Annotated in this window: 9 protein-coding genes; 8 read left to right on the top strand and 1 reads right to left on the bottom strand. The window is 40.5% G+C overall.

The window, feature by feature from the left end:
- Positions 1-20: 20 nt before the first annotated feature.
- The 6 genes from GVK91_RS18180 (at position 21) to GVK91_RS18205 (ending at position 11584) form a co-directional block, all read left to right on the top strand.
- Positions 21-3401 carry a TonB-dependent receptor gene (locus tag GVK91_RS18180; protein ID WP_235032954.1) on the top strand — a complete coding sequence of 1127 codons (3381 nt, stop codon included), beginning with the start codon at positions 21-23 and terminating at the stop codon, positions 3399-3401.
- Between the two features lie 180 nt (positions 3402-3581).
- Positions 3582-5102: a RagB/SusD family nutrient uptake outer membrane protein gene (locus tag GVK91_RS18185; RefSeq protein ID WP_153847467.1), complete on the top strand. Its 1521-nt coding sequence runs from the start codon at positions 3582-3584 to the stop codon at positions 5100-5102.
- Complete coding sequence (locus tag GVK91_RS18190; RefSeq protein ID WP_153847468.1) at positions 5096-6949, top strand: alkaline phosphatase; 1854 nt, start codon at positions 5096-5098, stop codon at positions 6947-6949. The genes GVK91_RS18185 and GVK91_RS18190 overlap by 7 nt, the downstream gene beginning before the upstream one ends.
- Positions 6950-7116: 167 nt before the next feature.
- Complete coding sequence (locus tag GVK91_RS18195; protein ID WP_235032955.1) at positions 7117-8910, top strand: alpha-L-fucosidase; 1794 nt, start codon at positions 7117-7119, stop codon at positions 8908-8910.
- A gap of 211 nt (positions 8911-9121) precedes the next feature.
- A complete protein-coding gene (locus tag GVK91_RS18200; RefSeq protein WP_159730650.1) occupies positions 9122-11017 on the top strand; it encodes a PAS domain-containing sensor histidine kinase in 1896 nt (631 codons plus the stop codon).
- 159 nt (positions 11018-11176) lie between these two features.
- On the top strand, positions 11177-11584 hold the full coding sequence (locus GVK91_RS18205; RefSeq protein ID WP_153847470.1) for a response regulator: 408 nt from the start codon (positions 11177-11179) through the stop codon (positions 11582-11584).
- 105 nt (positions 11585-11689) lie between these two features.
- Here the strand turns inward: GVK91_RS18205 and GVK91_RS18210 are convergent, their stop codons facing one another.
- The gene (locus tag GVK91_RS18210; RefSeq protein WP_159730652.1) at positions 11690-13465 is read right to left on the bottom strand and encodes an aminopeptidase P family protein; all 1776 of its coding nucleotides are present in this window, start codon (positions 13463-13465) and stop codon (positions 11690-11692) included.
- A gap of 236 nt (positions 13466-13701) precedes the next feature.
- Here GVK91_RS18210 and dacB point away from each other — a divergent pair, with 236 nt between their 5' ends.
- Positions 13702-15126, top strand: a complete 1425-nt coding sequence (gene dacB, locus GVK91_RS18215; protein WP_159730654.1) for a D-alanyl-D-alanine carboxypeptidase/D-alanyl-D-alanine-endopeptidase — start codon at positions 13702-13704, stop codon at positions 15124-15126.
- A 93-nt stretch (positions 15127-15219) separates the two neighbouring features.
- Complete coding sequence (locus tag GVK91_RS18220) at positions 15220-17502, top strand: NADP-dependent malic enzyme (RefSeq protein ID WP_153847473.1); 2283 nt, start codon at positions 15220-15222, stop codon at positions 17500-17502.
- Positions 17503-17527 lie beyond the last annotated feature (25 nt).

Here is a 17527-nt window from a genome sequence, read left to right on the forward strand (position 1 = left end):
CCTAAAACATCTTAGTCACCATGCGTAATTCATTACCTAATTATTACAAAAAAATGAAAACACCTGCATTCAAGAGAGAATTCTCTTTTTACCGGATCATGAAGTATCCCTGCATCGCATTTTCGATTACTTCAGTATTCTGCAGTTCATTGATGGCCTCCCCAAGCATGGCCCAACGTTTGGACAAAAGCAGTGTAAACATCAAAATAAGCAAGGGCGAAAAACTCGATGTGATTCTCCACAAAATCGAGAGTCTTTCGGGCCTTCATTTTGTTTACAATCCCGATCTATTGCAAGAACGGAACACAGTCTTAAGCGGCAGCTTTAAAACTGAACCCGTTCGCTCTCTCTTGAATAAGCTTGGAATCAATGCAGTGGAAAAAGAGGACTATGTGATCCTGAACACGCAAGCAAACATCAAGGCAGACCGCATTGTTACCGGTTTTGTAAGAGATACAACAGGGACTGCAATTGCGGGTGTTTCTGTAAAAGTAGTGGGTACGCAGGTAGGAACCACAACAGATACAAAGGGTGCATTTCGAATCGAGGCTGGACCACAGGCCGTACTTTCTTTTTCGATGGTCGGATTCCATTCTAAAGATGTTTCTGTTGGTGAAAATGAAGTTATAAATGTAACGCTAAGCGAAGAGCGTTCGACCCTATCCGAAGTTGTTGTTGTTGGTTATGGAACCCAGAAAAAAGAGACACTAACGGGTGCTATAGGTGTGGTTTCCCTTGATAAATTATCCTCACGATCGGTAAACAGTGTCGGAGAAGTATTGGCTGGAAAATCTCCTGGTGTCATTGTGACAAACGAAGGTGGCGATCCAACTTCGCCTCCTCGCATTAATATTCGGGGTGCCGGTGGTATAAATGGTGAAAATGTACTCTACGTTATTGACGGTTCGATTTTCTTAGGTACACCACAATTAAATCCCAACGATATTGAATCCATTTCGGTCCTTAAAGACGCGTCGGCAGCAATCTATGGAGCGAGAGCTTCTGGTGGTGTGGTATTGATCACCACTAAAAAAGGGAGAAAAGGACAGATGCAGATCAGTGTCGATGCCAAAATCGGCCAACAAAGTGCATGGCGTAAATTACAGCCTTTAAATGCGGAACAACGCGCTGAGGTAGCAGCAACGGCAGCAAAAAATGGCGGAACAGCCATTTTACCAGCTTTCGATCCAACAAAATATCCAGATGGGCTTGTCACAAAAACCAATTGGATGGATGAAGTATTTAGAAATGCGACATTGCAAGATTACAATGGTGCAATAAATGGCGGAAATGAAAAGTCAAATTTTTACTTGAGCTTCAATTACCGTAAAGCAGAAGGTATTGTACTCAATACAAAAACACAACGTTACAACTTCAGGATAAACTCAGAACATCAAATTACACCGTGGTTAAAAGTAGGTGAAAATCTATCCTACAGCAATACCAATGGAAATGGCGCCAATACGAGCAGCGACTATACTGGGGCGCTATTGTCGGCTATTTATTATCCAACCAATGGAACGCCCTACAATGCTGATGGGAGCTTTGCTGGTTTGCCAGGACCTTTCCCTGGCGACTATGGTGATATCATTAACCCTGTCGCAGAATTGATGCGCATAGACATTAATAATCCTGTCAGTGTCCTGGTTGTAAATCCATATGCCAATATCCAATTAGCAAAAGGCCTAACGTTCAGATCTAACTTAAGCATTACCAAATCGAACATTAAATATAAAAGCTTTACACCAAAACGTCCTGAAATAGGGAAACCCGTTTTGAGCAATAGTCTAGTGGAAAGAGCGAGTGACGCAAATGATATCCTTGCCGAACAAGTGCTAAATTATAAGACTAAATTTGACGTTCATCAACTTGATTTGACTGGTGGTTATAGTTTTCAAAAAACCAAAAGTAGTTATTTGAATGCTTCGGGTACCGGCTTTGACGACGAATCCAAACAATACAGATACCTGAATAACGCCAATACAATACAACCGTCAGAAAGTGGTTATGGAGCCACAGCACTTTCGTCTCTTTTCCTACGAGCGAACTATAATTACAATGAAAAATACCTACTATCCTTAATTGGCAGAAGAGATGCTTCATCCATAATTCCATTAAAAGAAAATAGAGCGCGGTACTATTATTCAACATCTGCTGGATGGGCTCTACACAAAGAAGATTTTTTGAAATCTGTAGAATGGTTAAACGAGCTTAAATTAAGAGCTAGTTACGGTAAATTGGGTGGTCTAGCCAACCTAAATCCACTGGATGTTAACCCTCTTCTTATTCGTGCCGATGCCTATTTTGGTGAAAATCCAAAACTACAAAATGGATATGCTCAGAATGTGTTACCCAATATGGATATGCGATGGGCCGAAAGTAAACAAACCAATATAGGTTTAGATCTTGGAATTTTGAATGGATTGAGCTTGGTAGCAGATTATTTTGTCAAAGAAACAAATAAGATGATTTTAACCAAACCTCTTCCGGGAACAGCGGGCTTGAGCACACAAACGATTAACGGGGGTTTAGTAAAAGATAAAGGTATTGAACTAGGGTTAACTTATAGTAGTGCTAAAAATAAAGATTTTTCGTACTCTATTAATGCGACGCTAACCAAATTAACCAACAACGTTCAAGAATTGGCTCCTGGATTGAACAATATCGCAGTAGGTACTAATTTTAGAAATGAGCTAGCTCCGTTGACAATTACTGTTGGCCAACCTCTTTACAGTTACTACGTATTAAAGACGGATGGTATCTTCCAGAGTCAGGCAGAAGCTGATAACTACAAAAATGCCAATGGACAAAAAATTCAACCCAATGCAAAAGCGGGCGATTTCAAATTTGTAGACATCGATGGGAATGGTTCGATCGGACCAGAAGATCGCTATTACGCCGGTAGTGCATATCCTGATTTTTCTTACGGTCTGAGCTTCAATGCGAATTACAAAAACTTTGATCTCAATATTTTTGCACAAGGTGTACAAGGGAACAAATTATTTAACGCCATCAAAAGAACAACCTACAGCGCGAGCGGTCCCTCATACAACAAATTAGTAGGAATCCTAGATGCATGGTCACCAGAAAACCCGAATGGGAAAGTGCCTATTATCTCCAGTTCAGACGCCAACGGAAACTTTAATGCATCAGATTTCTATATTGAAGATGGTTCTTTCCTTCGTATCCGAAATGTCACATTAGGTTATACACTACCAAAATCTTTGACTGACAGATATAAACTTGGAAACGTGAGAGTCTATGCGACTACGAACAACTTATTTACGTTTACAAAATACACTGGTTTTGATCCAGAAATTGGTATGGATAACAATGGACTTGATGTCGGACGTTACCCACAAGCCCGCAGCTTTATCTTCGGTCTAAATGTCAATTTTTAATATTAGCAGAATGCCAATGGGATCTAAACGAAGGTTACTTCTTACAAGGATTATTTAGTTTAAGATCTTATCGATTATTAAAACGAGAAAAATAAAAATGATGAAACCGAAAAATAAAAGTTGTCATTCACAGACGGAAGACTTTACCCAGGTTTTATCAGTCATTAAAAAAATAAAACGATGAAAACGAATATCAAATACCTTGCAATAGCAGCAGTAGCACTTTTTGCATCGTGCGACAAACAGTTGGATATAACGCCTGAGGGTTCACCTTCCGCTCAGAATTTTTGGAAAACCGAACAGGATGCCATCAAAGCGGAGGCTGGTATGTATGAAAAATACAATGAAGAGGATTATTACGGTCGTGGGATGTTTTGGTTTATTAATGCCAGTGACGACATGGTAACGGGACGTAACAAACCGGAAGCCGATAATATCAAAAACTTCAACCGCAATTACATCGGTGGTGGTTATACCGAATCTCAATGGAGCATGCGTTATGCGATTATAAAAAGAGCTAACGATATTATTATTAATGTTCCCAATATAAGCATGGATGAAGCTCGAAAAAAACAGATCATTGGCGATGCCTATTTCAATGCCGGTCTGGTTTATTTTCAATTGGCAGCAAACTATGGCAACGACAAGGCAGGTGTGCCTATTGTTAAACCTGAAACAGATGCAACCGTACCCGTACCCCGTGCTAACAATGTCAACGAGAACTATGACTACATTGCTTCTTTATTTCTAAAAGCAGCAGAAAACCTTCCGTATTTCTCAGATATGAATGCTTCGGATTACGGTAAAGCGCACAAAACTGCTGCATGGGCTTATTTATCAAAAGTATATCTGTACAAAAAAGATTATACCAATGCTGTGAAGTACGCGGATATGGTGATCAGTTCGGGCAAACATGATTTATTGACCAATTTTGTGGATGTGTTTAAAGCGGCTAACAACTGGTCCAAAGAATATATCTGGTCGGTGGTCTGTACACCAAATGGCGGTGGTACTGGCTGGGGAAGTAAACTTCCCGGTGTTATGCTCACCAACAAGGCTTGGGGAATCTACAATGGCTGGGGCTACTATCTACCGACAAAAGAACTGTATGATTCTTTTGAATCTGGAGATCTACGCCGTGAAGCGACGATATTGAAACCTGGGGATAAATTCCAGTTTTTTGGCAATGAACGCACTTTCACAAAAGACGGAGGCGCTACATCCAATTACCAATTCAAGAAATACATGGAGCCGTTTTCTTATAAAGACCCTATTCCAACACATGTCAATCCAAATGGCGATAACGGAACAACAGACCTCAATGTACCATTGATGCGTTATGCCGAAGTATTATTGATTAAAGCTGAGGCAGCCATTAATTTAAATGGGGCTGGGGCCGGTGATACTGAATTAAATAAAATTAGGAAGAGAGCTGGTTTAATAGCAAAGAGCGGAATGACTCTTGTAGACCTAAAACGTGAGCGCCGCAATGAGCTTGCTGGTGAATGGGCAGACCGTCACCGTGATTTGGTCAGATGGGGCGATGCGCAAGCTACCTATGCCAAACCTTTACACGATTTCGATGGTGCTGTAATTTGGCCGGCTAGAAATTTCAATCCGCAAGTACATGATGTTTGGGCAGTTCCGCAACGCGAGATCGACAACAGTTCCGGTGTCATTAAACAGAATGCAGGATGGTAAAAAACAATAAATTAATGTGGCTGCTATTTGCCGGCCTAAGCATTCAGTCAGTTTCTGCACAACAGAAACTGACTGCCAATGCAGGTCATAGCCACAATGATTACAAACAACAAATCCCGCTGTTGGAGGCTTACTATGCTGGAATGGGCTCTATCGAAGCGGACGTCTTCTATCGCAATGGAGAGCTTTACGTCGCCCATGAAAGCAGCGAAATCAAACCAGGGAAGACGTTAAAAAAACTTTACATCGACCCTTTAATTGCTTTCTTTAAGGAGAACGGCAATAAACCTTATGCCAAACCTGAGCAGACCTTACAGCTCGTGATTGATATCAAAGAAAATTACGAACAGGTATTGTCTAAATTGTTGGCCGATTTGAAGGGCAACGAATCTATATTCGACCAGCAGAAAAATCCTTCCGCCATTAAAATTGTCGTCAGCGGTGAAATCCCGCCGCCGGAAAAGTTCGACAATTATCCATCGATGATTTATTTTGATGGCCGGCCGGAAAAAGATTATACGCCGGCACAGCTCAAACATATTGGGATGATCAGTCAGGATATTAAACAGTATTCTGTCTGGAATGGCAAAGGGACGCCTACTCCACCCGACCTTGAAAAGATGAAATCTGTGATAGACAAAGCGCATAAATTGGGTAAACCTTTTCGTTTCTGGGCAACCAAAGACAGTCCCAATAGTTGGAAAGAACTTGGTCACATGGGGGTAGACTGGATCAATACAGACCATCCTACTGCGCTTAAGAATTTCTATTTAAACAACGCTAAAGTCGAATACGCAAATCCAAAGGCCTACGTTCCCTATCAGCCAACCTATAAAAATGATGGCGCAACAAGTAAGGTCAAAAATGTTATTTTACTTATTGGTGATGGAATGGGCTTGGCCCAAATACAAGCAGGTTTAAGTGCCAATTTTGGTCAGTCCAATATCATCAATATGAAACATATTGGTCTTTCGCGCACCGAAGCATCCAATTCGGATTTTACCGACTCCGCTGCGGGCGGGACAGCTTTGGCTACTGGACATAAAACCAATAATCGGTATATCGGTGTGGATGCCAATGGCAAACTGATCAGCGCTATACCAGATACGCTGGCGCAACATGGGATCAAAAGTGGTATCATCAGTGCGGGAGATATTACAGATGCTACTCCGGCTGCATTTTACGCACATCAGATCGACCGAACAATGTCACAGGAAATTGCGGCAGATTTCAAAAATAGCCATGTGGATATCTTAGTTGGATCCCGTCGCGAAAGCTTCCTCAACAACAAGGATAACACGCTGATGAAGCAACTGACCGAAAAAGGGTATCAGCTTCAGCAAAATTTAGACGACTTTGAAAAAGCGACATCGGGCAAACAGTTGGTGCTCCTAGCGGATTCTGCGACAAGAAGAATACTCGATGGACGGGGAGAAATGCTAAAAAATTCCCTCTCAAAAACGATTCAGCTTTTGTCTAAAAATAAAAATGGCTTCTTTATCATGGCCGAGGGTGCACAAATCGACTATGGAGCCCATGCCAACGATCTTCCCTATGTTGTCACCGAGCAACATGACTTTGATCGGCTTGTAGGGGAAGCCCTAAAATTTGCGGACCAAGATGGTGAAACACTAGTCATTGTCACTGCAGATCACGAAACTGGCGGACTTTCCCTATTGGATGCCAATTATAAAAAGGGAACTGTTAGGGGTAATTTCAGTAGCGATGACCATACCAATATTATGGTACCTGTCTTTGCTTATGGACCAGGTGCGCAAAATTTTATGGGCATTTACAACAATACATCCGTTTTTAAAAAGATTATCCAAGCCTATAACTTGAAATAATCGCTTTAAAGTTTTCATACAACATGAAACCCCTTAGTTTAAATACGAGGGGTTTTCACTTTTTCACCGACTACATTCCATAGTTTACAACCACTCCAAAATCCAATTTAAGGATTGATGTTCGATTTTTTGCCTATCTTGTAAGTCAAAAAAAAAGAACAACCTTTATGATACCATCAATCAAGCGACTACTGATTTTGTCATTATTGCTATTCAGTATTTCGGCCAAACTATTTGCACAAACTTCTGAAAAAGCCTCTTGGTTTAAAGATGCCCGCTTTGGCATGTTCATTCATTGGGGACTATACAGTGCGGCTGAAGGCATGTGGAAGGGTGAACCTTTACGTTATATGAATAACTATGCCGAGTGGTTAAGATATCGCAACCGCGTTTCCAAAGAAGAGTACGGTACTTTGGCAAAACGTTTCGACTGGAGTAAAATAGATCCTGAGCAATGGGTTCTTCTAGCAAAAGAGGCTGGGATGAAATATATCATCATCACCGCCAAACATCATGATGGTGTTGCCCTTTGGGACACAAAAGTTGGTCATTATAGCCTCCCAAAATTGAGTGGTTCCAATCGGGATGTCATCAAAGATATCGCAGAGGCTTGTAGAAAGCACGGCATGAAATTAGGTTTTTATTATTCACATTGGATTGACTGGGAACATCCATACGGCTGGAACCATCAACAGGAGCTGTCGGGACATGTTACCGATGCTCAATACAATCAATATTGGCAGGAAAAAGTTATCCCTCAACTTCGCGAACTGATGACTAACTATGGCGACATTGCATTGATATGGTTCGACATGTGGATCCCTTATCAAAAGTCGATCATTAAAAAAGAACAATTACTGCAAGTTGTCAAACTGATCCGTGAACTACAGCCTAATTGCCTGATTAATTCACGTCTAGGTCTTCCTACGGATGCGGAGAATGTGGATTTTGAAACATTAGGAGATAACCAATTTGGCAGCAATTACATTAACCATCCATGGGAGACACCGGGCACCATCGCGCATTCATGGGGTTACAACGGTCAGGAGAATGAATGGAAATCAACCAGTCAAATTTTCCAGTCATTAATCTCCAATGTAAGTCTCAACGGGGGCTTCACCTTAAATATCGGGCCACGTGCCAACGGAACAGTTCCCTACGAAAGTGTCAGTCGTCTGCACGAAGTCGGAGATTGGCTAAACAGCTATGGAGAGGGCATCTATGGCAGTACCGGCCTTGATCTAAAAAACAATCATTTCGATTGGGGTTACCTAACGACCAAAAAAGAAGGACAAAAAACAGTCGTATATGCGCACGTCTTTAATTGGCCCTTAGATCATACACTTCGGATTACAGGAATCAAATCGACCCCAGAACAGGTTTCACTAATGAAGGGAAGTGTATCTACGGCACTAAAATTTGATCAAAGTCTCAGTCTAATCCATATCCAATTACCTGACGCGCAACCTGACCACTATGTTTCAGAAGTTAAATTGACTTTTAACAGTCCGCTGGAATTGGACAAAAATACAATCTCGGAATCAACCTTTGGTGGCTTTTCGTTGAAATCAACCAATAGCCTCAACCAAGGGCTCAAAATTGTACGCTATAACGGCAAAAATCCAACGCATGCGATCCTGACGGATGATACGAAGATCGATTGGGAGGTAACCATCCCTGAAGCAGGCGTCTACTCACTCGATTTCTCAGCACATAATCCCAATAAACAAAACAGTGTTTTTGAAGTCAGTACTGCCAATCAGCTGCTGAAAGGAAGTTTTGCTCCTACAAACAAAATGGTGGTCGAGCCCAATGAAAACAATTACACAGAAGAATTTGTCGAAAACCGCATCGGCAAATTTAAATTCGATAAGCCCGGAAAATATATCGTAACCTTTAAAAGTAAAGAATTACAGCCACTTTGGTTTAACTGGATGTGGCTCGAAAAAATTAAGAATTAAACATAAGTCCTTAGGTACAGAAGATGTAAAATACCAGCAAGCAGATTACTATGCACACATAACAATCTGCTTGCTAGTAATTTATACAAAAAGTTACATATTTTAATATTTATTTATTATTTTGGGGTAAAAGTTACCAATTTTGCAAATAGGGGCTGATAGGCCACTTATGCTTATAAATGAGAAAATTAACCCTAAACATTGTTGGATAATGCATCTGCAACGGGACTCTTTATCTATGCTTTCTGACCAAACTGTAAATACAAGGTTGGAGGGATTAATCACGACCACCGATGATGGCACTATTCTACTGTTTAACAAACGCGCACAAGAGCTTTTAGACCTCGAAAGTACGTCAGATACCAACAAACTACATGAATTAATTACGTTTTATACAGCTGATGATCTTTCAGAACTATCGCCTACAGAAACGCCATTTTTTAGTGCTCTTTCCAAAAACCAAAACCAAAATGAAATTATCCTAGGACGAAAAAAGGATCAAGAGTTTAGATGGTATCAATTCAATGTTCATCTTATTATAGAAGACAATAAAAAAGGTCTTTTAATCTCATTTATTGATGTATCGAAATTGGTCAACAAAAATCGTGTCCTAGAAGATAAACAACACCAACTTCAATTGCTTGTTGCCTCATTGAATGATCTTGTATTTGAAGTAACCGATACTGGGGTATTTAAAAACTACTGGACCAACAATCCGGATCTATTGTTCTATACGCCAGAAGAATTTCTAAATAAGAGCCTCACGGAACTCTTTCCACCTGATCTTGCAGTGCCCGCTCTTCAATTAATACAAAATTCATTAAAATTGGACCGCGAACTTAAGATGGATTTTCAATCCAATTTAAAAGAGCACAAAGACAAATGGTACCGTTTACAGATTAAACCTATACATAGGGCCCTGAACCGGGTAGCCCTGGTTATTTCCGACATTACAAAACAAGTCGAGTCCAATGAAAAGAGTAAATTTAATGAACACAAGTTTAATCAAGCATTTTATTTATCTGGTCTGGGAATCTCGTTGACAAGCCTCGAAGGTTACTGTATAGAATCCAATAACATGTTAACCAAAATTCTTGGTTATTCTCATGAAGAAATGTCGACAACCAAGTTTACTGATAGAACACACCCAGACGATATAGACAAAGATGTTGAACTTAGAGAAAAACTTGTCAGGGGCGAAATCGAAGCATTTACGCTTCAAAAACGCTATCTACATAAATTAGGGCATTTTGTATGGTGTTCTGTAACGGTTGCGGCAGTTTTTGATAATGCCAATACCGCACAATTTCTGATCGTCCAGGTGCAAGATATTTCAGAATCAAAAAAGAATATCGAAATCCTAAAAAGGCAAAAGATTGAATCGGATCTAGTCAAAATAGATCTTGAAACCAAAATACGACAACTAGAAGAATTTGCTAACATCCTCGCTCATGATCTAAAGGGCCCACTCAGCAATATACAGATGCTTATTGACGAAATCAAGGTAACGGATGATGAAAAAATAAAGGCTGATTTTATGAACCTTCTGCATATTAGCAGTGACAACCTGAACGAAACATTACATGATTTGGGGGGTATACTTGATATCAAATCAAACAATTCACTGATTTACGAGCAATGTAATTTTCTAGACGTATTCAAAAAAGTGCAACAGCAATTTATGGAAGAAATACAGCAAAAAAATGCGACTATTTCCATCGAATTCAATGTAAAAGACATTTATTATCCCAAAATTTACCTCGAAAGTATCTTAAGCAATCTCCTGAGTAATGCACTCCGATTTACGGCAACAGATAAAGCCCCTAGGATCGAAATACATACACATTTGGAACAAGAAGGAACGTTATTAACGGTTAAAGACAACGGGCTGGGTATTAACCTGCCAAAATACAAATCTGAGCTGTTTATGTTTAAAAAGGTTTTTCACCGTGGATTTGAGACTAAAGGTGTCGGGTTGTTTCTCATTAGATATCAAATCGAATCATTGGGCGGAAAGATCGATGTACAAAGTAAAATCGATTCGGGTAGTACCTTTTATGTCAAATTTTTAGAAAAAGCATATAAAGATCCGCTGATACAACTATAATAAAAAAATAGTGTTCAATCCTGTTCGTAGAAAATGACTGCTACGATCCTGGACAGCGTGATATCACAAGTAAAAGAGTAAAAGAAAAACTGCAATGTCAATCAACAACAAAGATGAGGTTTATTGACACGATGAAAACAATTATTAATCAAAAAGACCATGACTCCTGAAACTAAAAGAACGATCATTCTCATTGATGATAATGCCATTTTACGTACTATTTTCGGTCATATGCTACAGGGATTTACCGAATATGAGATTGACTTTCATTCCTTCAAAAATGCACTGGATGCATTGGATTTTTTGGATAACAATGACATCAGCCAGTCGTTGATGCCACCCATACTCTTTGTGGATATCAATATGCCATTTATGACTGGTTGGGAGCTAATGGATGTACTTGAAAACAGGACCGACTTCATCAAACGAACCAAGATTTTTATTGTCAGTTCCTCTACGAGCAAAAACGATCAGGAGCAACTGGCTAATTATCCTTTTATAAGCGGTTTCATTCTGAAACCTTTTGGAAAAGAATCTATTTATGAAATTTTGAAAAAAATCGATTAAAAAAAGCCCCCCAAACTTTATTACTTAATTATTGGGGGGCCTTTTATTTTGACAACTTATTGTTGTGGACAGCGGACAGCCACTGTCGTTATTCTTTTTGAGCGATTAAATTGCCTGACACTTATCTGCCAACCAATTTTTTTCCTCAACAGTAAGATGAGTCGATAATTGATCAAATACCCACTGATTATAGTTATTTAGCCAGGCAATATGTTTCTTATCCAATAAGGATTTTTCGACTAAATCGGTTGCGATATAACATATTGTTAGTGTCTCAAAGTCCAGAAATTCTCCAAATTCGGAAGATCCTGCTTTACGGGTCAACACGAGGTTCTCAATGCGAATACCATGTTTGCCGACGCGATACAATCCAGGCTCTATCGAAGTAATCATACCTGGTTCAACAGCAACATCTATTGCAGCTGCATTGAACACTTGTGGACCTTCATGTACGTTCAAGAAGAAACCGACACCATGTCCCGTACCATGCCCATAATTGCGTAATGTTTCCCACAATGGACGACGCGTAATTGCATCGATCTGATAGCCCCGTGTTCCAGTAGGGAAAATGGCCTGAGAACCTTCTATTGTTCCCTTGAGTACAAGCGTATAATCCTCTTTTTCCTCCTGCGTAAGGCCTCCAAGCGTTACCACTCTTGTAATATCCGTTGTACCTGTAGTATATTGCCCCCCAGAATCTACCAATAGTAAACCTTTAGGCTCTAGTGCATAATTCGATTTTTCATTAGCCGAATAATGCGGCAGGGCACCATGATCCAAATATCCCGCAATTGTCGTGAATGAGACGTCAACAAAGCCATCTTGACTTTCGCGAAATCCACGTAATTTGTCAGCAATAGATAATTCAGAAAGCTCACCAGAGGAGACATTCTCTTCCAACCATTTGAAGAAACGAGTCAACGCTATACCGTCTTTTACAAATGTATGGCGGTTATTTTCAACTTCAACCTTATTCTTAATTGCTTTTAAACTCGTCGAAGGGTTTATTTTCTCAACAATTTTAACCTGTTTAGGTACGCTGTCGAAAACAGCAAAACAAGTCCGTTTGGGATCAATTAAAATTGAAGTAATATCTAATGTAGGAATCGTTTTAAAAACATCCTCATAAGCTGCAATATCCACTCCATAGCCTTTCAGTTCTTCCGTTGCCTGAGTTGTCAACTTCGAAGGTTCGATATAAAGCGTTGCTTTTTCTGCTGTAATCAATACAAATCCCAAAACAACAGGATTACAAGGTACATCCTGACCACGGATGTTTAATAACCAGGCCAGGTCATCCAAAGATGAGATCAGATGAGCCTCCGTTCTGTTCTTTTTCATCTCCGCGCGGACAGCTTCAATTTTAGAAACTGTTGACTGCCCCGTAATATTTTCGTCCAGCAGGTAGGCCTGTGCCTTAGGCAGCTCTGGTCGTCCTTCCCATAATGATGACAACAGGTCAACATGACCATCTACTTTAATCTCCAAAGGCTCCAAAGTATTCTGAACAGATTGAGCCACCAATAAAGAAGCGAGATTGCCATCAAAAGCAACCTTAGCACCAGCACCCAACTGCTCGCCCAACCAATCTGCATACTCCGCTGCGCCCTGCACTTTCAATTTCACCAATTCAAAACCTGTTCCTGCCAATTGCTCCACTGCTTGGACAAAATAGCGAGAATCGGTCCAAAGGCCGGCAAAATCTTGTGTGATTGCCAACGTACCTGCTGACCCGGTAAAACCCGAGGCCCAGGCAATGCATTTATAACGTTCCGGTAGATATTCACTGATATGAGGATCTGAAGATGGAATGATATATCCATCGATTCCCTGAACCTTCATCGCCTCACGAATGGCAGCTAATTTTTCGATATGCTTCATGTCGTCTATACAATTTTATGCAAGTTAGGATTTTTTAGGGTCGAATGCCTAACTTTAAGCCAAATAAAACAAACGAAGTACAGCGAACGCTTTTCCCTTAAAATAGGCTGCGTTCAAGTCATCATGATAAATCCAATGGAATATCCATGATTGCCAGCACGAATAGAGATAACCGTGTTTACAAACTCATTGAAGATAAACTGGGATATACCATAGGACGATAAAAAATATTATATATGAACCAATTTCTGCTAAGTACCATTGCTTTTTCTACTTACGCGTTAACGACCGTTACCACTCCATTATTTGCGCAGGATCTTCGCAGTAAAATTCAGGATGCTTTTACGCAGTTTCAAAATCAGGAAAGCCTCAGGAATGGTTTGAGCTCACTGATAGTTTTCGACGGAAAAACAGGCCAGACTGTATTCGCGGCAAATGAAAATATCGGACTAGCAACCGCATCCACCATGAAGGTAATCACTTCGGCGACGGCCTTGGACTTCCTGGGCAAGAATTTTCAGTTCAAAACAACCCTGTATTATACAGGTGAAATCGACGAGAATGGTGTGTTAAACGGAAGTATTATTGTGACAGGCACGGGAGACCCCACCCTTGGCAGCGCTCGCTATCCGGAGACTCAGGCAACAACGATACTGAACAAGTGGCTTACAGCGATCCAAAATGCCGGTATCAAAAGTATTAATGGCGCTATTATCGCCGATGATCGGCTTTATAATGGGAACCAGCTTCCGGGTGGCTGGATCTGGACTGACATGGGTAACTACTACGGCGCGGGGATTTCTTCGCTCAATTGGTGTGAGAACGCTTTTGGCATCAATTTTACCCCAAGTAATAAAATTGGCGCCAAAGCGGAGATCCTTAGTTATACAGCCCAAGTTCCCTATCTGGAAATTATCAATGAAACAACCACTGGTAAATCAGGAAGCGGCGACAATGTATACGCCTATGCTGCCCCCTATTCAACCAAGATATTTGTGCGTGGTTCGTATGGCCAGGATCTCAAGAAAACAATTGAGCTCTCCTCTCCCGATCCGGCTTACGATCTCGCTTATCAATTAAACGAAGTCTTAAACAACAACGGTATTGTTGCCAGCGAACGACCTGCTACTGGGGCAAAAATGGATTCAGTCGATGTTTCAAAAAAACAAACCCTGGATATTCACCTATCCCCAACCTTAGATAAAATTGTCTACTGGTTTAACCAAAAGAGCATCAATCTCTATGGAGAAGCTCTATTGAAAGCGATCGCTTATACAACAGCGGGTAAAACGGGCACCGACGATGGCGCCTATTATATCCAAAAATATTGGAATGCCAAATTAGGCATAAAATCCAGTGAGCTCAATAGTATGGATGGTTCGGGACTATCGCCTCAAAATCGAGTGACCACATCAGCGATGAATAAGATTATGCAGTATGCACAAAAACAAAGTTGGTACCCTGCTTTCTACGAAAGTCTTCCCACCTATAACAATATGAAGATGAAAAGTGGAACAATCGGCGGCGTACTTGGTTATACAGGTGTACATACCAATAAAACAGGACAGTCATTTACCTACACTTTACTGGTTAACAACTATTCTGGGTCGGCCTCCAGCATGCGTCAGCAAATGTTTAAACTGTTGGATGTCCTGAAGTAACATATTATTGTCTAATTATAATAAGATATTGGCAAATATTTCCAATTATCAAAAAGAATGATAGATTTGTAGCCTTAAATTAATAAAATCGTAATGAGTAACACTAATCGTAAACAGGCAGCGTTAAACTACCACGCAATGGGTAGACCTGGTAAAATAGCTGTTGTTCCGACCAAACCAACAAATTCGCAAAGAGACTTATCATTAGCATATTCTCCAGGTGTAGCGGAGCCATGTTTGGCTATTGCTGAGAACAAAGAAGATGCTTATAAATATACCGCAAAAGGAAACCTCGTTGCTGTTATCAGTAATGGTACCGCAGTATTGGGCTTAGGCGATATCGGCGCCCAAGCTGGTAAACCAGTCATGGAAGGTAAGGGTTTATTATTCAAAATTTTTGCCGACATTGATGTATTTGACATCGAAGTGGACACCAAAAATGTGGATGAGTTTGTCAACATCGTCAAAGCATTGGAGCCTACTTTTGGAGGGATCAACCTGGAAGATATCAAAGCACCGGAATGTTTTGAAATCGAACGCCGTCTAAAAGAAGAAATGAACATCCCAGTGATGCACGATGACCAACATGGTACGGCAATCATCTCAGGTGCAGCATTGATCAACGCCTGTGAAATTATCGGTAAAGATATTTCAAAAGTAAAAATCGTCGTCAATGGTGCTGGAGCAGCTGCAATGTCGTGTACAGCAATGTATATTTCAGTAGGTGCTCGCAAAGAAAATATTGTGATGCTGGATAGCAAAGGTGTAATCCGTACTGATAGAGAAAATCTAGACAGTATGAAAGCACAATATGCAACAGATCGCGATATTCGCACCCTGGCAGATGCTGTAAAAGATTCGGATGTATTTATCGGTCTATCGGCAGCAGACGTCATGTCGGCAGAGATGTTGTTATCGATGGCTCCAAACCCAATTGTATTGGCAATGGCAAATCCAAATCCTGAGATTGCTTATGATTTGGCGATGGCAACACGTAACGATATTATCATGGGTACAGGTCGTTCAGATTATCCCAACCAAGTAAACAATGTATTGGGTTTCCCATATATCTTCCGTGGTGCTTTGGATGTACGTGCAACAGCAATTAACGAGGAAATGAAAATTGCCGCAGTGCGTGCAATTGCAGATTTGGCGAAACAACCTGTTCCAGAAGAAGTAAATCAAGCCTATAACACGAGTAATTTAAAATTCTCGGAAGAATATATCATTCCAAAACCTACTGATCCGCGTTTGATCACTGAAGTTTCCATGGCTGTTGCAAAAGCTGCCATCGCATCAGGTGTAGCAAAGACCGTAATCGAAGATTGGGATCAATACAGCGATGCCCTACGTAAACGTCTTGGTAAAGATGATGCGATTATGCGCAATTTGACTATGGCTGCTAAAAGAGATCCTAAACGTGTTGTCTTTGCAGAAGCAGACAATTACAAAACGTTGCGTGCGGCACAGATTGTTAAAGAAGAAGGCATTGCGATTCCAATTCTTTTAGGTAGAAGAGATAAAATCGAACGTTTAATCAAAGAATATGCTTTTGAATTGGATGGTCTTGAAATTATCGACCCAGTTGCTGAAGTTGACAACGAAACGGAGCGTTCGAAGAAATTTATTGAACATCTTTACATCAAAAGACAACGCCGTGGTATATCGAAATACGATGCCCGTAAGTTGATGTACGACCGTAACTATTTTGGTGCCTCTTTAGTGGAATTTGGCGAAGCTGATACCCTAATTTCCGGTATGACCAAAAATTATGCAAATACAATCCGTCCTGCATTACATGTAATCGGTGCTAAACCAGGCAGCCGTGTCGCAGGTATGTATATGATGTTAACTAAAAAAGGACCAATCTTCATGGGTGATACAACCGTAAATGAAGACCCTACAGCACAAGAATTAGCAGACATTACCCTGTTACTAGATAAAGCTGTGAGACGCATGAACATTCAGCCACGTATTGCATTACTATCTTACTCTAATTTTGGTTCAAGTGAAGGAAAAACGCCAACAAAAGTGAGAGCGGCAGCGCAGATCCTGCACGATCAACATCCAGAGATTATTGCTGATGGTGATTTACAAGCAAACTTCGCCTTAAACAGCGAAATGTTGACAGCAAACTTCCCTTTCAGCTGCTTAAATGGAAAATCTGCGAATACACTCGTATTTCCTAATTTGGAGTCCGGAAATATCGCTTATAAATTATTGCAAGAAGTTGGTGAAGCTGAGGCTGTAGGTCCAATCCTTTTGGGTATGAACAAACCAATTCACGTATTGCAATTGGACAGCTCTGTGCGCGAAATCGTCAATATGGTTACCATTGCCGTAGTAGATGTACAAGCACATCTTAAAAATTTATAGAATAGCTTAAAATCTTCCTATATTC

This window comes from Sphingobacterium sp. 18053 (genome assembly GCF_902706145.1).
In the GTDB taxonomy this organism is placed as follows: Bacteria; Bacteroidota; Bacteroidia; order Sphingobacteriales; family Sphingobacteriaceae; genus Sphingobacterium; species Sphingobacterium paramultivorum.

Bases quoted from the DNA above. Each gene is read 5' to 3' on its own strand.
- GVK91_RS18180 (WP_235032954.1), top strand. From the start codon at position 21: ATGCGTAATTCATTACCTAATTATTACAAAAAAATGAAAACACCTGCA.
- GVK91_RS18185 (WP_153847467.1), top strand. From the start codon at position 3,582: ATGAAAACGAATATCAAATACCTTGCAATAGCAGCAGTAGCACTTTTT.
- GVK91_RS18190 (WP_153847468.1), top strand. From the start codon at position 5,096: ATGGTAAAAAACAATAAATTAATGTGGCTGCTATTTGCCGGCCTAAGC.
- GVK91_RS18195 (WP_235032955.1), top strand. From the start codon at position 7,117: ATGATACCATCAATCAAGCGACTACTGATTTTGTCATTATTGCTATTC.
- GVK91_RS18200 (WP_159730650.1), top strand. From the start codon at position 9,122: ATGCATCTGCAACGGGACTCTTTATCTATGCTTTCTGACCAAACTGTA.
- GVK91_RS18205 (WP_153847470.1), top strand. From the start codon at position 11,177: ATGACTCCTGAAACTAAAAGAACGATCATTCTCATTGATGATAATGCC.
- GVK91_RS18210 (WP_159730652.1), bottom strand. From the start codon at position 13,465: ATGAAGCATATCGAAAAATTAGCTGCCATTCGTGAGGCGATGAAGGTT.
- dacB (WP_159730654.1), top strand. From the start codon at position 13,702: ATGAACCAATTTCTGCTAAGTACCATTGCTTTTTCTACTTACGCGTTA.
- GVK91_RS18220 (WP_153847473.1), top strand. From the start codon at position 15,220: ATGAGTAACACTAATCGTAAACAGGCAGCGTTAAACTACCACGCAATG.